The organism is Oryzomicrobium sp. (assembly GCF_036820405.1).
In the GTDB taxonomy this organism is placed as follows: Bacteria; Pseudomonadota; Gammaproteobacteria; order Burkholderiales; family Rhodocyclaceae; genus Oryzomicrobium.
This window is the reverse complement of sequence record NZ_DAISLS010000022.1, coordinates 1-16023: the sequence shown is the minus strand read 5'-3', so window position 1 is coordinate 16023 and position 16023 is coordinate 1. Positions and strand designations below refer to the sequence as shown.

The 16023-nt window shown below is 64.5% G+C and carries 20 protein-coding genes; 3 read left to right on the top strand and 17 right to left on the bottom strand.

What is annotated here, in order from left to right; genetic code table 11:
- Window positions 1-226: 226 nt before the first annotated feature.
- Complete coding sequence (phaC, locus tag V7Z98_RS17500; RefSeq protein ID WP_442951859.1) at window positions 227-1960, bottom strand: class I poly(R)-hydroxyalkanoic acid synthase; 1734 nt, start codon at window positions 1958-1960, stop codon at window positions 227-229.
- Between the two features lie 279 nt (window positions 1961-2239).
- Between phaC and V7Z98_RS17495 the strand changes: the two genes are divergently transcribed.
- Entirely contained in the window at window positions 2240-2482 is a 243-nt protein-coding gene (locus V7Z98_RS17495; RefSeq protein WP_293264738.1) for a hypothetical protein, read from the top strand.
- Window positions 2483-2636: 154 nt separating this feature from the next.
- Here V7Z98_RS17495 and V7Z98_RS17490 read toward each other — a convergent pair whose 3' ends face one another.
- The 3 genes from V7Z98_RS17490 to rluD all read right to left on the bottom strand — a co-directional run bounded on the left by V7Z98_RS17490 (window position 2637) and on the right by rluD (window position 5314).
- On the bottom strand, window positions 2637-3434 hold the full coding sequence (locus tag V7Z98_RS17490) for a ZIP family metal transporter (protein WP_293264740.1): 798 nt from the start codon (window positions 3432-3434) through the stop codon (window positions 2637-2639).
- A 190-nt stretch (window positions 3435-3624) separates the two neighbouring features.
- Window positions 3625-4371: a peptidoglycan editing factor PgeF gene (gene pgeF / locus V7Z98_RS17485; protein WP_293264742.1), complete on the bottom strand. Its 747-nt coding sequence runs from the start codon at window positions 4369-4371 to the stop codon at window positions 3625-3627.
- Window positions 4358-5314 carry a 23S rRNA pseudouridine(1911/1915/1917) synthase RluD gene (rluD, locus tag V7Z98_RS17480; protein ID WP_334159369.1) on the bottom strand — a complete coding sequence of 319 codons (957 nt, stop codon included), beginning with the start codon at window positions 5312-5314 and terminating at the stop codon, window positions 4358-4360. Before rluD ends, pgeF begins: the two co-directional genes overlap by 14 nt.
- A 163-nt stretch (window positions 5315-5477) precedes the next feature.
- Between rluD and V7Z98_RS17475 the strand changes: the two genes are divergently transcribed.
- Window positions 5478-6299, top strand: a complete 822-nt coding sequence (locus tag V7Z98_RS17475) for an outer membrane protein assembly factor BamD (protein WP_293264744.1) — start codon at window positions 5478-5480, stop codon at window positions 6297-6299.
- 281 nt (window positions 6300-6580) lie between these two features.
- Here V7Z98_RS17475 and V7Z98_RS17470 read toward each other — a convergent pair whose 3' ends face one another.
- The 13 genes from V7Z98_RS17470 to V7Z98_RS17410 all read right to left on the bottom strand — a co-directional run bounded on the left by V7Z98_RS17470 (window position 6581) and on the right by V7Z98_RS17410 (window position 15719).
- Window positions 6581-7099, bottom strand: coding sequence for a phage virion morphogenesis protein (locus V7Z98_RS17470; protein ID WP_334159367.1), 519 nt, complete (start codon window positions 7097-7099; stop codon window positions 6581-6583).
- 91 nt (window positions 7100-7190) lie between these two features.
- Complete coding sequence (locus V7Z98_RS17465) at window positions 7191-7886, bottom strand: PBECR2 nuclease fold domain-containing protein (RefSeq protein WP_334159365.1); 696 nt, start codon at window positions 7884-7886, stop codon at window positions 7191-7193.
- Window positions 7887-7935: 49 nt separating this feature from the next.
- The gene (locus V7Z98_RS17460; protein WP_334159364.1) at window positions 7936-8463 is read right to left on the bottom strand and encodes a phage head morphogenesis protein; all 528 of its coding nucleotides are present in this window, start codon (window positions 8461-8463) and stop codon (window positions 7936-7938) included.
- A gap of 250 nt (window positions 8464-8713) precedes the next feature.
- Window positions 8714-10255, bottom strand: a complete 1542-nt coding sequence (locus V7Z98_RS17455) for a DUF935 domain-containing protein (protein WP_334159362.1) — start codon at window positions 10253-10255, stop codon at window positions 8714-8716.
- Window positions 10245-11942, bottom strand: coding sequence for a phage terminase large subunit (gene terL / locus V7Z98_RS17450; RefSeq protein WP_334159360.1), 1698 nt, complete (start codon window positions 11940-11942; stop codon window positions 10245-10247). The genes V7Z98_RS17455 and terL overlap by 11 nt, the downstream gene beginning before the upstream one ends.
- Window positions 11932-12429, bottom strand: coding sequence for a DUF1804 family protein (locus V7Z98_RS17445; protein ID WP_334159359.1), 498 nt, complete (start codon window positions 12427-12429; stop codon window positions 11932-11934). The genes terL and V7Z98_RS17445 overlap by 11 nt, the downstream gene beginning before the upstream one ends.
- A 3-nt stretch (window positions 12430-12432) precedes the next feature.
- Window positions 12433-12816: a hypothetical protein gene (locus V7Z98_RS17440; RefSeq protein ID WP_334159358.1), complete on the bottom strand. Its 384-nt coding sequence runs from the start codon at window positions 12814-12816 to the stop codon at window positions 12433-12435.
- A complete protein-coding gene (locus V7Z98_RS17435) occupies window positions 12813-13364 on the bottom strand; it encodes a lysis system i-spanin subunit Rz (RefSeq protein WP_334159357.1) in 552 nt (183 codons plus the stop codon). The genes V7Z98_RS17440 and V7Z98_RS17435 overlap by 4 nt, the downstream gene beginning before the upstream one ends.
- A complete protein-coding gene (locus tag V7Z98_RS17430; protein ID WP_334159356.1) occupies window positions 13361-14011 on the bottom strand; it encodes a transglycosylase SLT domain-containing protein in 651 nt (216 codons plus the stop codon). Before V7Z98_RS17430 ends, V7Z98_RS17435 begins: the two co-directional genes overlap by 4 nt.
- A gap of 1 nt (window position 14012) precedes the next feature.
- Window positions 14013-14360 carry a putative holin gene (locus V7Z98_RS17425; protein WP_334159355.1) on the bottom strand — a complete coding sequence of 116 codons (348 nt, stop codon included), beginning with the start codon at window positions 14358-14360 and terminating at the stop codon, window positions 14013-14015.
- 101 nt (window positions 14361-14461) lie between these two features.
- Window positions 14462-14860, bottom strand: a complete 399-nt coding sequence (locus tag V7Z98_RS17420; RefSeq protein WP_334159354.1) for a hypothetical protein — start codon at window positions 14858-14860, stop codon at window positions 14462-14464.
- Window positions 14861-14862: 2 nt separating this feature from the next.
- Window positions 14863-15339 carry a hypothetical protein gene (locus V7Z98_RS17415; RefSeq protein ID WP_334159352.1) on the bottom strand — a complete coding sequence of 159 codons (477 nt, stop codon included), beginning with the start codon at window positions 15337-15339 and terminating at the stop codon, window positions 14863-14865.
- Window positions 15336-15719 (bottom strand): helix-turn-helix domain-containing protein, encoded by a 384-nt coding sequence (locus V7Z98_RS17410; protein ID WP_334159351.1) that lies wholly within the window; start codon window positions 15717-15719, stop codon window positions 15336-15338. The genes V7Z98_RS17415 and V7Z98_RS17410 overlap by 4 nt, the downstream gene beginning before the upstream one ends.
- Before the next feature lie 77 nt (window positions 15720-15796).
- On the opposite strand from V7Z98_RS17410, the gene V7Z98_RS17405 reads away from it, so the two are divergent.
- On the top strand, window positions 15797-16003 hold the full coding sequence (locus V7Z98_RS17405) for a DNA-binding protein (protein WP_334159350.1): 207 nt from the start codon (window positions 15797-15799) through the stop codon (window positions 16001-16003).
- The last annotated feature ends 20 nt before the right edge of the window (window positions 16004-16023 follow it).

Sequence of the window (16023 nt, the reverse complement as noted above, 5' to 3'; positions counted from 1 at the left end):
GGCAGACCGCCGAGCCGATGCCGCCCATGGCGCCAGTGACGAGTGCGATGCGTTGCGTCATTGCATTTCCTTCCTTGGTTATAGGTTCATCCCATCTGCACTGCTCATTGCCGCGGCCCTCGCGGGCCGCCGGCGTACTGCGGCTCCCGCCCCCGGGCGCGCCGGGGTCGGGAAAAACTTCAAATCGGGTGGCGTCGGCCCGGATCGGGCCGAACCGAGGCTGAAATCAGGCCTTTTCCTTGACGTAGCGCCCGGGGGCCGGCTCGATTTCGGCGTAGCCGTTGCCGCCGGCCTTCTTGGGCGCTGCCTTTTCGCCCCCCTTGAAGTCGGCCAGCCAGTCGGCCCAGTCGAGCCACCAGCTGCCCTTGTGCTCGGTGGCGCCGGCCAGCCAACCCAGGGCGTCGGCGGAAAGGTCGTCGCTCTTCCAGAAGCTACGCTTGTTTTTTGACGCCGGGTTTACCACGCCGGCGATATGGCCCGAGGCCCCCAGGACGAAGCGCTTCGGCCCGGACAGGAGGCGGGTGCTCTGGAAGGAGGACTGCCAGGGAACGATGTGGTCTTCCCGGGTGGCCAGGATGTAGACCGGCATGTCGAGCTTGCCCAGGTCCACCTTGACGCCGCACATGTCGAGCTTGCCCGGCACCCGCAGGGCGTTGTCCCGGTACATGTTGCGCAGGTACCAACAGGCCATGGGGCCCGGCAGGTTGGTGGAATCGCTGTTCCAGTAAAGCAGGTCGAAGGCGGCCGGCTTCTGGCCCTTCAGGTAGTTGTTGGCGACGTAGTTCCAGATCAGGTCGTTGGGACGCAGCGCCGAGAAGGTGGTGGACAGCTCCCGGGCCGAAAGCAGGCCGCCCCGGCCGATGGTGGCCTCCCAAGTGGAGATCAGCCGGTCGTCCACGAAGTGGGCCAGGTCGCCGGTATCGGAAAAATCGAGGAAGGTGGTGAGCAGAGTCAGGGAGGTGGCCGGGCTATCGCCCCGGGCCTTGAGCACAGCCAGGGCCGAGGTCAGCAGGGTGCCGCCGACGCAGAAGCCGAGCACGTTGAATTCCCGCACCTTGGCGACGCCGCGCACCGCCTCGATGGCGGCGATGGGGCCCTTTTCCAGGTAGTCGTTCCAGGAGAAGTGCCCCAGGTCGGCCTTGGGGTTGCGCCAGGAGACAAGGAACACGGTGTGCCCCTGTTCCACGGCGAAGCGCACCAGGGAATTGTCCGGCTGCAGGTCGAGAATGTAGTACTTGTTGATGCAGGGCGGCACGATCAGCAGCGGCCGCTTGCCCACCTTGGCGGTGAGGGGCTTGTACTGGATCAGCTGGATCAGTTCGTTCTCGAAGACGACGCTGCCCTCGCTGGTGGCGATGTTCTTGCCCACCTCGAAGACCGACTCGTCGGTCATGGAGATGCGGCCCTTTTCCAGGTCGCCGATCAGGTTGCGGATGCCGGTGGTGATGCTGGCCCCGTTGGTGGCCAGGGCCTGCTTGACGAATTCCGGGTTGGTGGCGGCAAAGTTGGACGGCGCCAGGGCGTCGGCGTACTGGCGGGCCATGAAGCGCAGCTTGTTCTTGGCCTTCTCGTCGTCGGTGGGCACCAGTTCCACCAGTTCCCGGACGAAGCGGGCATTGAGCAGGTAGGCTTGGCGCAGGTAATCGAAGAGCGGGCTTTCCGCCCATTCCGGCGCGGCGAAGCGCCGGTCGCCGGGTTCGGCCTCGACCCGGTAGGGCTCGGCCTCGGGTTTGCCGGCGGAAGTGGCCAGCATGGATTGCCACAGGCGGGCGTGGCGCTCCAGATGGTCTTTTTGCAGGGCGGCCAAGGCCTCGGCCTCGGGCCAGCGCGGGGCCGCTTCGGCCCCCTCCCCTCCCCCCGCCTGGGACGTCAGCAGGGTTTGCAATTGCTGTGTCGCGACCTGGCTCCATTGTTGGAACGGCGGCATGGCAAACGGAAAACCTTCCGGCCCTTTGAACATCGATTCGCTCCGGCTGAGGGCCCGCACGGAGGGTGCGGGGCAGGAATTTCATTCTGCATAGCCCGCCCGAAGCGTGTCAATGGCTATCGTCCGGAAATCGAGACAAAAGGCCAAAAGCCGCGACAGGAGCCACGGACCGGGCATCCGGGGCGGCTATAATCCCCCCTCGCCCGGCAGCCCGTTGGCTGCGCGGCCGTCCCGCCGCCCACCCCTCACGCGGCATGCGCCGCTCGGCCGCACAGGGGCGCACCTTCCCACCGATCACACGCAGAACACCAGATGTCCGTCACTCTCATCGTCGTCATCGGCTGGCTGTACGTGGCCACCCTGGCCGCCTTCACCGAACCGAGCGTGGTGGGCGGCATCATGACCTTCCTGCTCTTTGGCGCCCTGCCTTGCGGGCTGATCCTGTATTTCGCCGGCAGCAAGGTCCGCCGGCAACGCCGCCGCTACCAGGAGATGATGGCCGAGCGGGCGGCCCGGAACGACGCTCCGGACGAATCTCGGGACGGCAACGCCTAAACACCCGAGGCGCCTGAGCCCGCCCCAGCCGGACGGCAGCATTCGATTGGGAAGAAGATCGGCCCGGCCTAGGCCGGCAGGACCAACGGGCCGCAGAAAGCGCGCTACCGGCAATGCCGCGGCGGTCCGGAATGTCCGAATCCGCCGCCGTGCCTCACGCGTGGTCGACGAAGACGCGCACCAGGGCGATGGAGCCGATGCCCGCGCCGATCAGCAGCACCTGCTGCAAGGTGGCCTTGATCTCGGGCCGGCGGTGCAGCCCCGGGATCAGGTCGGCCACCGCCACGTAGAGCATGCTCGCCGCCGCCAGGGCGAGGAGCGAGGGCACCCACTCCTGCACTTCGGACAGGGCGTAGTAGGCCAGCAGGGCGCCGATCATGGTGGCCACGCCGGACAGGATGTTGAACCACAGGGCCTTGGCACGGCTGTAGCCGGAGTGGATCAGGACGACGAAGTCGCCCAGTTCCTGGGGAATCTCGTGGGCGATGATGGCGAAGGCCGTGACCAGGCCCACCGACGGGTTTTCCAGAAAGGCGGCGGCGATCAGGATGCCGTCGACGAAGTTGTGGAAGGTGTCGCCGATCAGGATCAGCAGGCCAGAGCGGCCATGGTCGTGCCCGTGGCCGTGGTGGGAAACGGCCGGATCGTGGGCCTCGCAGTCGTGGCCGGTGGCGTGGCCGTGGCAGTGGCGCCACAGGACCAGTTTTTCCAGGATGAAGAAGAGCAGGATGCCGCCCAGCACGGTGGCTGCCAGCCCATGGACGTCCCGGGTGTTTTCGATGGCGTGGGGCAGGATTTCCAGGAACACCGCGCCGAGCAGGGCGCCGATGGCGTAGGAGATCAGGTGGGGAACGGCCGAGGCCCGGGTGCCCATGCCGATGAGGGCCGCCGCAATGACCGACAGGATGCCGCCGGCAAAGCTCAGGGTAAGGATCCAGCCCAGGGAAGACATGGTGGCGACGCGGAAAAAGCCTGGGATTATACCCGCCCTGTTCCGCCCCCTCGGCGTATTTGTTAGCCGCCTACCTTTCCCCGGTGGGGCCGCCGGCGGGCGCGGCCGGCTGACACGATGAGGCTGGCGGACGATGCCGCGGCCCGGACAGGACGGCCTCGCGCACCGGCCGCCGGAGGATGAGTCCGGTTCAATCCAGCCAGATCAAGCTGGCCATGCGCCCAGTGCGCGCCTCGCGGCGGTAGGAAAAATAGCGGTCCACCTGGCCGAAGGTGCATTCCCCGCCGCCATAGACGCGGGTCACCCCGATCCGCCCCAGGCGCAGCCGGGCCAGGGCGTACAGGTTTGCCAGCCACTTGCCCGGGGCCCCGGGGGCGAAGGCCGCCGCCGCATCCCCGTCCTGGCCGACGAAGGCGGCGCGGACCTCGTCGCCGACCTCGAAGGCCGTGGGGCCGATGGCCGGCCCCAGCCAGGCCAGCACCCGTTCCGGTGCCGCGCCCATGGCCGCCACCGTCGCTTCGAGCACGCCCCCGGCCAGGCCCCGCCAGCCGGCGTGGGCCGCCGCCACCACGGTGCCGGCCTCGTCGCAGAACAGCACCGGCAGGCAGTCGGCGGTCATGATCGCCGCCACGCCGCCGCCCCCCGCCACCGAGCGGGCCAGGGCCGCGTCCGCCTCGCAGCCTTGGGCATCCTGCCCGGCCACGGCCACCCGGGTACCGTGCACCTGGGTCAGCCACAGGGGCTCGGCCGGCAGCCTGGCGTGTACCGACACCGCCTGGCGGTTGGCGAGCACCGCCCGGGGGTCGTCGCCCACGTGGTCGCCCAGGTTGAGGCTGGCGTAGGGAGCGGCGCTGACCCCACCGTGGCGGGTCGTCTGCCAGGCATGGACGTTGGCGGGGGCCGGCCAGTCCGGTGCGAATCCTTCAGGGTGCGGCATGGCGCAGGGCCTCCAGCAAGGCGGTGAAGTCGTCGGGCAAGGGGCTCTCCCAGGCCATGGGCTGGCCGGTGGCGGGATGGATCAGCCCCAGGCGCCGGGCGTGCAGGGCCTGGCGGGGAAAATCCCGGGCGGCGGCGGGCAGGTTGGCCCGGCCCTGGCCGGTACCGTAGACCGGGTCCCCCACCAGGGGGTGGCCGATGTGGGCCAGATGCACCCGGATCTGGTGGGTGCGCCCGGTTTCCAGGGAGCACTCCACCAGGGTGGCGCCGGGCAGGCGCTCCAGCACCCGGTAATGGGTGATGCCGGGCTTGCCGCCGGGCACCACCGCCATCTTGATCCGTTGGGTGGGATGGCGGCCGATGGGAGCGTTCACCGTGCCCCCCGCGCCAATCGCCCCTTTCGCCAGGGCGGCGTATTCCCGTTTGACGGTGCGGGCCTGGAGCTGGCGCACCAGGTCGGTCTGGGCTTCCAGGGTCTTGGCCACCACCATCAGCCCCGAGGTTTCTTTGTCCAGGCGGTGCACGATGCCCGCCCGGGGCAGGGCGGCGGCGCCGGGGTGGTGGTGCAGCAGGGCGTTGAGCAGGGTGCCGCTCCAGTTGCCGGCGGCCGGATGGACCACCAGCCCGGCGGGCTTGTCCACCACCAGCAGGTGGGCGTCCTCGTACACCACCGCCAGGGGAATCGCCTCGGGAGCGAACGCCTGCTGCTCGGGCAGGGGCGCGGCCGCCAGGCGCAGGGCCTCGCCGCCCCGCACCTTGCGTTTGGGCTCGTCCACCGTGACCCCGTCCAGGGTCGCCAGGCCCTCCTTGATCCAGGCTTGCAGGCGGCCCCGGGAGTGCTGGGGCAGCAGCCGGGCCAGGGCCTGGTCGAGGCGCTGGCCGGCGCATTCCGGCGGAATGGTCAGGGCCGTGGCCTCGCTGGCGCCGGCATTGGCGGGGACGATGGCGGCGGCGCCATCGGCATCGTCGTCCTCATCCTCGGCCAGCAGCGGGGCTGCGCTATAATCGCCGCGATCTTCAATCGGCTGGCCGCTCCCCTCGCCTTCGGCGGGATGCGGCTCTCGGGAATTCTCGGAAAGGCTCAATTTAGTGGAACGCGTGGAACACATGGCCCGGAGTGTAACGACAAAATCCCTGGCCCGGATGGCGGCCGTCGCCCTGGTGGCCCTGGCCAGCCTCACCGCCGGCTGCGGCCTGCTGCCCGAAGTGAAGGACGAGACCCTGGGCTGGTCGGCCAACAAGCTCTATAGCGAAGCCAAGGATTCCATGAACGACGGCGCCTGGGACAAGGCGATCAAGCTGTTCGAGAAGCTCGAGGCCCGCTACCCCTACGGCCGCTACGCCCAGCAGGCCCAGATCGAAGTGGCCTACGCCTACTTCAAGAGCGGCGAACAGGCGTCGGCCATCGCCGCCTGCGACCGCTTCATCAAGCTCCACCCCAGCCACCCCAACGTGGATTACATGTATTACCTGAAGGGTCTGGCCAGCTTTAACGACGACCTGGGGGTGATGGGCCACGTCAGCATGCAGGACGAGACCGAGCGCGACCCCAAGGGCATGCGCGAGGCCTTCGACGCCTTCCGCCAGCTGGCGATCCGCTTCCCCGACAGCAAGTACACCCAGGACGCGGTGCTGCGCATGAAGTACCTGGTGAACGCCATGGCCTCCAACGAGGTGCACGTGGCCCGCTACTACATGAAGCGGGGCGCCTACCTGGCGGCGGTGAACCGGGCCCAGTCGGCGGTGCTCAACTATCCCGACGCACCGGCCATCGAGGAAGCCCTGTTCATCATGGTCAAGGGCTACGACAGCATGGGCATGACCGACCTGCGCGACGACGCGGAACGGGTGATGAAGAAGAACTTCCCCAACAGCACCTATTACGCCCAGGGCCTGGACCGCAAGGTGCCCTGGTGGAAGCTGTGGTGAGAACGGCCATTGCCCGCCCGACCCACGCCTGACGGCGGGTCGGAGCAAGCGATGCAAAAATCCCCCCGGTGCGAACCAGTAGGGAGGGGGGAGAAACCGGACAGGTGAACGGCAGGGAAATTGGCCCAAAAAGCCCACCGTTACTGGGAAGTGGCCCAAAGCACTGAAACTCTGATTTCCGGACAGCTGCGGGGAAAAAGTACGGGAGATTTTGGGGGAAACTGCGGGAAATAGCGCAGGACGATACGGAAATTCCCCCAGTTCGAAGTCCGTTTAATTGGTCATCGAACCCGGTTTATAACTGCGGTCAGATGGTCAGCAGCAACATCGACCACCAGCTGCTGGTCACTCAACGGGAAACCGACAAGGCGACGCGCCGGTAGGCCCGGGTGGTTGACCCGCTTCCGGAAAATCCCCCCGATGTTGAGCGCCTTCACCTTCTTGGCTGAGATTACATGGGCGCGTGAACCGTCCTGGTGAAATTTGGCCGGGAAGCCATCTCCATCGTCGAAGCCTAGGCGTAGGGAGTCGCCTTGAACCTGGTAATGGAAACTGGCCAGCATCCTGCCGCTTCTGTTGAGCGGTCCCCCCTTGCGCTTCCCGGCGGCAAGGGTGGATTGGGCGAGTTCTTTCCAGGGGTTCCCATCAGGGTCTAGCCCTTGCCGATGACGCTCCTGGTTTGCAAACAGCAGCGCCTCGCCGAAGCTGCCCAGCATCTCCTGGGGCGTTGCGATTTCCTTGCGGACAGCCTCCAAGGCGCGGCCAAGGTGATCCGCTTGAAATTCGATGGTGAATTGCATATCCTGAGTCCGTGGTTAGGTCAGACTGCGCTTCGGCGCTACTGCACAGTATCCGAGCCACACAAACGCGGCCCCTGATGAGGCCGCGTTTTTATTTGCGGTACACCAAGCGACCAGCCCGCTGTTTATCGAAATACGCCTCCCGGGCGGCCTCGGTTTTCTGGGTGCCCATGAAGGCGGTGGAGCCAGTCCAGCCGGTTTTCCCCCACTCGAAGACCGCCACGCCGAACTCGTCCATTCCCTCAACATCGAAGGCCCGCAGATACCGGCGCTTGAGACGCCACCGGCCTTTCTCGCCGTGGTCCTTCACCCATACCCACCAGATTTCGTCCGGCTCGATCAGCGTCATGGCCAGAAGATTGACGTACTCCAGACGGACGGCCTTGCCGGGCTTCGACAGCCACTTGAATTCCCCCGCGCCGTCCTGGAAAAGCGCCTTGCTGATGGCCAGGGTGCTGCCTGCGGCATCGGTGAATGCCGCGCCTTCCTCCATGGTGGCGCCGAAGACATCCAGGAAGTCCGCAACGGCCACGTCGGGGTACGTGTTGGGCGGCAGCAACGCACTTTTCGGCACCGGGGTGGGCTTGGGGACCGGCGGCGGCGTGAAGCCCGTCGGCCAAGGTGTCCCGCGCTCTTTCAGCACTGCGTCGTAGCCTTGCAACGGCGGCACGGTATGCGGTTCCATCCATGCCTTGCCCGGGTTGTATGCGAAGCCGGGGTCGATACCTTTCGGCACCCATACCTCTCGCGGATTGCTGCCGTTCTTCCCGATGATGCGCTTTTCCATTTCTATCGGCGGCGCTTCGTCGGGGCCGGTCTTCCCACGCTTCTCCCACTCACGCTGGGCCTCTCAGGGAGTATTTCTTGCACTTGCACCCCCACCCATTCTGAGGTGAGTAGGTATCCCACCAGGGATCATCCAGGGGAAGGATCAGGCCATCCAAAGCCAAGTGATTGAGGCGCGGATGCTCAGTACTGGTGTGTCGGTAGAGACCATAGGGGCGAAGGTGCTTCACCGCCATCATCTGCTTTTCCCGACCCGCGTTGTACGCCTGGGTGACGTTTGTGTCGTAGATGACCTTGCTGCGCCAGCCCGGGGTGCCGTTGTAGGCCCAGCCGTGCTTCGCCACGATCTGGTCGAACTGCTTGCGGAAGGCCGCGTAGCCGGTACCCGATTCCTTGGCCTGGCGGATGGCGTTGTAGAAGTCTTCCACAAGGTCATCATGGGCCGCACCGGCCACAACAAAACCATGGCTGTGCTGCTCCTGCCAGATGTCCGTCCAGCCCGATGAAGGCAGGCGGATTTTCTGCTTGAAGAAGTCGATGGCTTCGGCGAACGGAAGCTGGGCGGGTGATGCAGGCATTCCTAGTCTTCCCCCCCATCATCCTCGGGAGGTGGAGGAACAGTCGCCACCAGAGCGCGAACCGCCTCCACGATGTCGGCGATTTCAAACTCTCGCCGGTTGTCGCCAAGAGAACACCGAATGCTATGTATTCCTTGCTCCCATCGGTCTTTGCGGACGATCTTCCCGTCCGACCGAAACTCGTAATCATCAGGGTTTGCGTCCCTGAATTCAGGCATGCGGAAATCGCGTTCCGTAACCTTGCGCGAAGTCACTTTTCACCCCCGATATCAGCCCGGCCGGCTAGGTCCGCCGCCGCCATGCCCAGTGCCATGGCTTCCGCCCACTTCGGGTTGTTCGACTTCAAGGCTTCGATCCCGGCCAGTGCTTCGTCGTAGTCGCCAGCCTCGGCGACGATGGCGGAAATCTGCTGGATAAGGGCCTGCTCATGCGGGGCGCACAGGGCGGCCAGCTGGGCGGCATAGGGGCCGGTGATGTCCTGCTCTCCGGCCTTGGCCAGCGCCGCCAGGCGCACCAGGGCGGCATCGGCGGGCGACGTGGTCGGCTTGCCGGACGCCACCAGCAGCTTGGCCCCCTTGGCGGCGCGGGGAATCTGCATGGTCTGGTGTGCCCACTCCACGTCGATCTCCATGCCCACGTCGGCAGCCTTGACCAGGACATCAACCATCTTGGCCTGATCGACCGTTTCTTCGGTCTGGTAGCCGAAGGTCGGTAGCCTATCCGCCGGGAACATGCCGTTGATGAGCGCCACCGGGCGCACAACCTGGCCGTTCATGGTCGGCTCGATCTGGCGGACATCGTGCAGCATGATTTCGCGCCGAACCTTGTCATGGATCGCGCCCAGGGCGTTGGTGCTGGTCTTGCCATCAGCCTGGCTGGTCAGCGTCCCGCCTAGGATCGCCATGGACTGCTTGCGCTCCCAGTAGCCGACCGCGCTCAGGAAGTCATCGACAGTGCCGGTCTTCGTCGCCTGGATGAAGTCGATGGACATGGTGCTGGGGACCACGCCCGCACCGTCGTTGCCGATGTTGCGCACAGCTTTCAGCAGTTCGTCGCGCTGCTTGGGGGAGATGCCCGCCGGATACTTTCCCAGGCGCAGCGGCAGGCCGTACACCTCAAGGAAGCGCTGCATGTCGCGGATGTTGTACGCCTTGTAGGCATACGTCCAGGCCAGCACCCGGAACAGCGCGGCTTGTTCGATGTAGCCGGACTTCGCCCGGTGCTCATGCACCACCCAGCCCCAGGGCCGAAGGGGCTCCGGAAGCCCCATCTTGAGGAACTGGATAGCCCCGGTGTCCCAATCAACATGGAACATGCGCTGCGGCACCCAGTGGAGCGCCTGCGGCAGCCAGGTGCTGCCGGTCTTCCAATCGATTTCCAGGGCGGTGAAGCCCTTGCCGATGGCGTCGGTGAGGTCGTACTGGGCGTCTTCGAAGCGCGGGATGCTGCGCAGCATGTCCGCCAGTTCCTCAGTGCGGTCGATTTCGGATTGGCTGGAATCTTTGGGTGGGTGCAGCTGCCAGCCGAGGCCCGTCACCGCCCTACGCCGCTTGGCCAGCTCGGCGAAGATGTGGGGGTCTTGCTCTTCCACCAGTTCGAACAGGGCCGACTGGTCGGTGATGAAGCCCTGGTCGGCGGCGGCAAACGCAGCAGCGAGACGCGAAGGGTCCAGTGTGTTCACCGAGGCATAGTTGAGGCTGTTGCCCTGGGTGGATCGGGCGCCCGCCTGCAACGTGGCCAGCCCGGAACGGGTCACCTTGGCCAGTGCGGCCTTCATCTTGTTAATCATCATCGTCCCAATCGTCAGAGTAGCCGCTGACGCGGCTGGTGCTGCGGCGGTCCCGGCGTGATGTCGCCGCCGACGTGTATTGCCATTCGCCCGCAAACTGGGTTGCGATCCGCCATAGCATTTCAAGCGCATCCGGGCCATCGTCATGGTCGGCCTCCGGATAGAACTTCAGCTGCTCTATCAGCACACCATGGCTGCGATGCAGACGCAGCTTGCCGTTCACCACATGCGGTTGCAGCGAGAGAATCGCCAAGTCCTTATCGCGCCCGGTCGGCCCAGGCTGTGCTGGAAACGCGATACCCTGCAACGCGGCACGCTTGATCAATTCCGTGTAGAGAAATTCCTGGAATGCCACCGCCTCCACTGACCACAGAAGGCACTGGTATTCGACCTGTAGGTCGATGGCGCGGCTGATGATGAGGTCGGGCACCCGGCGGCAGATGTCCGCCTCCACCACGTCCAGCACCATCGTGTTGCGGTTCAGTCCACCCACCAGGATTGCCGAGGGGTCGCGGGCCTTGTTCTGCCGGCCCAGAGAGGGGTCGATGGCTCCGAAGAAGAGCCAGTCGTTACGCCGATCCACCCAGAATTGCAGGGTCTTGAACGGGGCCGTGTCGTCATTGCCCGCCTCGTTCTGCTGTTCTTGGTTAAAGGCGTCGTGGTCGGTCGCCCGCATGCACATCAGGCGGTACAGGGGGCGCACTTCTGGCCAGGACACCACGGCCCCGGCGTCCATCGCCGCCTTGTTCGCCCAGTAGAAGGCCAGCGCTTCCGCTTCGGCGGCTTCCTTGGCCTCTTCGTCATCGGCTCCGGCGGTGTAGATGCCTTCCCACTTGTCCCACAGGTCCATGCGGTCAGGCCATTGCATGATCGACTTGAAGACCTTGCGCCGCCAGCCAGGCTTGCGCGAGACACGGTTGATCGCAGCGTCGTAGTGAAGGCTGGTGCCGGGCCAGAACACGTCCATGCCACCGGCCGGCCCGGCCAGGCCGAGGACAGCTTTCAGCACGAAGTCCTGCACTTTGTCGCGCTGGCCCTTGTCCCGCACGTTGTCGTCGTTTTCCAGGTCATCAAGGAAGACCAGGTCGGGCCGGTGCGGGCCGTGCTTCATGCCCCGGATTTTCTTGCCCGTGCCGCCGATCCGCACCTTGCGATTGTTGGCCGTGACAATCGTCGTCGCCTGCCACACCCGACCGCGCCCGCAAGCCTCCGGGAAGTCCATCGCCAGGCGCGGATTGGTGTCCAGTTCCGCCTTGATGCTTTCCAGCATTTCTGCGGCCTGTTCCTCGGTGTTCATGATGATGCCGATCATGTGCTTTCGGCCCGTAACGATGCACCACAAGCTGCCCAGCTGGGTCTCGTAGGTCGATTTGGCCTCACCCCGTGGGGCTTGATGCACTTCGCGGCCATCCGTGGGGCCGTCGATGACCTCCGGCAGGCGCTTGAAGATGAACTGCTGGAACAGCGAGAAAAAGGCGGTCGGGACGTAGTGCGGGAAGTAGGTGCGGCAGAAGAACTCGTAGTCATTCCAGGCCCGCTCCCGCCGCGCCTTACTGGCTGCCGGGTCGGTGTCGAAAGCCTCGCACTCCAGTTCGATGGTGTTGCGGATTTCCTCGCCCAGCTTGGCCAGTTCGTCCTCAAACTCCCGCCAGTTGCGAACTTCCTTGATCGCCCGGTCGTTACCCGCCATAGCGCTTCCCCAGGGTGGCCCCGACCTCTTCAAAGTGCGGTTGTAGCGCCTTCAAAGCGGCGGGATCGTGCAAGCGCAGGTGGTCGGCGATGGTCTTGAGCGTGTCCAGCGCCACCGAGAGTCCGGAGAACTGCGGATTGAGCCGGGCAAACGACTTGCTGAACTTGGCGTAGGCATCGGACAGCTGCGCAATCACGGTCGCCTTGTCGGCCGCCGGGATGGTCGAGTTCTCCAGCTCGCGGGTGGTGGTGATGACCTGCCGGGCGAAGTCTTCCACCAGCTGCTTGTTCAGGTCATCCATGCCCTGTTCGCTGATGCGGTAGGCAGCCCGGGCCGTGTCCCAGTCGTCGCCCTTGGACTGCGCCTTGGCCTTCCAGTCCCGCGCAGTGTCGTAGCTGACCCCGCAAGTGACGGCGGCGCCATTCAAGGGCATGCCCTCGATATACAGCTGCCGCACTTTGTCGCGGGTCTCCTGAGAATGAGCCATCAGTCACATCCGCTTGATGATTTCGACGGCAGCAGCAGCCAGCGCACCGCCGACCCCGCCGCCGAGGGCGCCGAGCTTGGCGGTTTTCTCGATCAGCCGCTTATCCTCGGCCTCAAGATTCGCCACCCGGGTACCGAGGCCATCGATTCGCTTGCCCACGTTGCTTTCCAGGCTCTCGATCCGCTGGCCGAGACTGTTCTCGATGCGGTCCATGCGATCCGACTGTGCGGCCTCCAGGCGCCGGATGTCCTGCTTGATGTCGTCCATGCGAGTAGTGATGCTTTGGTGCATGGACTGCATGTTCTGGGCCATGGCCTGAACCGCACCGGTCAGCTGACCGATGCTGTGCATGACCTGCGCGTTCTCGGCACTCTTGGTGTCGCTCATTGGGGCTCCCCTTGGTATTGGCGATCTTTCTCGATGACACGCTGGCAAGCGGCCAGCTGGCGCACTACTTCGTCGGCCTCGGAGGCGAGTCCGACAAGAAATTCAGCAGCCGGGACAGAAAGTTCGGCTCGCGTTTCACCATCACGTCGGCCGGCGCTGGGGCCAGGCGCGGCGGCTCCACTTCCACCGGCTCCCTCGGGGCAGGCAACGGGGATGCGCAGGCGCAGAGCGCCAGAGCGCAGATCAGCAACAGCGCGGTCCTTTGCGGCTTTCTCATGCTTCAAATCCTTCTGATATTGGGCCGATGCAGCGGCCATGTCCTGGGCGTGTTGGTGCTCCTTTGCGCGGGCCAGGTCTTCCAGTTCCTTGATGCGGGTGTTGGCCCTGGTCAGGGCAGTGTTCTCGCGCCCCAGCCAGGCCGACCGCTCGGCCTTCTCGCCCAGCCCGAATTGCTGCTGGCCGTAGGCGTAGATGGCGGCCACTACGGCAGCCAACAGAAGCACCGCACCCAGCAGCTTGTCCCACGGCGGGATGATGGGCAGCGTCATGCCGACACCCCACGGCCCCAAGCCAGATAGCGGGGCTGCAACAGGTTCAGAATGCGGCGGGGATAGCCCAGGTTTTCAGGGCAAAAGCTCGGGTGGCGTCGGGCATGGCCACATGCGCTGTCAACCGCCACCCGATCCAGGGCCGGGCGCACCGTTGCGGCCTCCTGCTGCCAATGGCCCAGCCCGCCGTTATAGGCCCGCAGGGCGGCCCACAGGCGGTCGAACTCGGACGGGCCGCGCACCCGGTCGAACAGCCAGCGGTCGTAGCCCACCAGCGCCCGCATGGCCCACGTCGGGTTTGTCGGCTGGCACTCGGCAGCAGCCAGCCCGTTGGCCTCGCACCACCACCGCGCCGTGGCCGGCATGAACTGCGCCATGCCGACGGCGCCAACGCGGGAGACGGCCTCGGGGTTCCAGCCGCTCTCCTGGTGGATTTGGGCAGCGAAGGCCGCAACCGGGGCATCCAGGCCCCATGCAGCATGGGCGGCGCGGACAAGGTCGGCTCGGTGTTTGATCGCGGCGCGGGGAACATCCTGGGCCTGGGCCGGGATCGACCAGAACGAAAGGATGAGCAGGGCAAGGCACAGGACGATCAGCGTCGCCAGGAACTCCTGACGCTGGGCCTTCGAGAAATTGCCCCAAGCCATTTCAGGCCCCTAAGCCGATGGCCACCATCGCGGCGCCCACAATCAGCGCCCGGCGCAGCATCGCCATGGCGAAGACGAAGTCGCCCTGGACATCGCCGAAGGGGATCAGCTTGCAGTCGCCCCCCGTGTCGATGTCGCAGGACTCGCCATCGACCATTTCGGCCATGAACGCGTCGGGCCGGGCGTAGGGAAAAAGGGAGCGGTCAAGCCAGTAGCCGACAACCCCGGCCATGGTGACCAGGGAGAGCTTGTAGAGGCTGACGGGGAGTTGCTGCGGGTAGAGCAGGCCGATGACGGCGAGCAGCAGGACGGTGGCGATCAGCCACCAAAAAAGGCGGGGAGACTTCATTGCGTAACCTCCGGTTGTTCATGGGATATGACAACCGGAGGTTACGCAGGCGCGCGAGGCGCTGGCAGGCTGGAAACGTTTCCAGCTGAGGGAGGCAGAGGCTACTTTTGGTGGTAAGCCTTAAACACCATGAAGATGACTTCGGCAAATCCTCCATAGGCCATCAACATAGCGACAAGCACACCTAAATATTCCTTGTGGCGTATGGTTTTCAAAAACAAGCGCCATCCAGTAACACCGGATTCACGGAGTTCAGCAGTAGCTTTTTTCCTCGCCTGGCTGGCCCCGTCGTGTTCATAGAACTCCAGCCAGTTGGCCACGGCGGCATAGATGAACATTACGAAGAACAGGAGAACAAGCCCAATGTTGGTGATCCTGCCGTCGTTGAACTTCTCCATCTGTGGAAAGAAGATACACGGCGCCAACAGCATCACCTGAGATGGGAGATTGCGGACGAATTGCAAGTAAGCAGATCGGCCTGCCTTGGTGAAAATGAACATGACTAGATCGGGCGAATGGTGATGTTAAAAATCCCTCGTTCGTTCCCCGAAACGCAAAAGCGCGATGACGACTCCTTGTCATCAACGCATGCCTGGCTCCAGCCCTGGCGGCGCGATTTGTCGAAGGCGTTCAATGCGACGGCAAGATAGTCACCGTAGCTGCTTCCCCTCGCGGCCCGAAGCAGCATCCCTCCGGCTCTAACCGTGTCCGATGGGTGGCCCAACTGGGTCGAATCAAACATCAGCCAAACACTGGTCAGCCTGTTGTTCTGGCTGTCGAGCGTGAGCAGCGCATTTGATGCCTGTAGCTCGCATTCCGTGATGGTTTTTTCAGTGGCCTTCTTGGCCTTGCATCCAGTCGTTTTCAGCACCGGGACCATCTCCGCGGCCGCAGCGTTGTATCGATCCCGAAACGTCAGTTGTTCTGCTCCGGCTGTAGCCGCAGCAGTAAGCAACATGATGGCGACGATAGACCTCATTCCTTCCGCCCCTTCTTCGCCTTGGAATCAGCCTTCATAGGCGGCGACAGCACCATCTCCCCCGACCAAAGTAGCGCCATTTGAAGGAGCTGCTGCTGGCTCTTGTCGTTCAGCTTGCGGAAGCACTGCAACAGGCTGGCCTCCCGGCTACCTGATGTCTCCATCTTGTTGCTGGAGCCAGTAACGATCCACTCTGGGTCAAGCCCCAATGTGGGCCTTGAAGCAGCCAGGGCAAACACCTCTTTCGTCGGAAAGCTATCCCTTCGCTTCCGCGCATTCAGCGCCTTGTCTGTAAGCCCCAGCAACTCGGCGGCTTCCTTATCCGTGGCAACCCCAAGCTGCTGTTTCAGCCGCAGCAAACCATTTTCAAAGTTCGTCACAAAATCCCCTTGCACATCTACAAATGTAGATATAATCTACGCAACATCTTCAACACATAACGCAAGGTAACACCCCAATGACTGCCGACCAAGTGAAAGCGAAGTTCAAGCGGGAAGGGCGAACCATTACCGAGTGGGCAAAGGAAAAGGGTTACGACCGAGCCCGCGTTTATCTGGTGCTCAACGGCCAGTGCAAAGGGATGTACGGGAAGGGGCATGAGATCGCCGTTGCCCTCGGCCTCAAGCAAGCTGGGCTGCTGCCGGTTCGGCTGACACCGGCTTAAGCTTTTTGAGCATCCTCGAA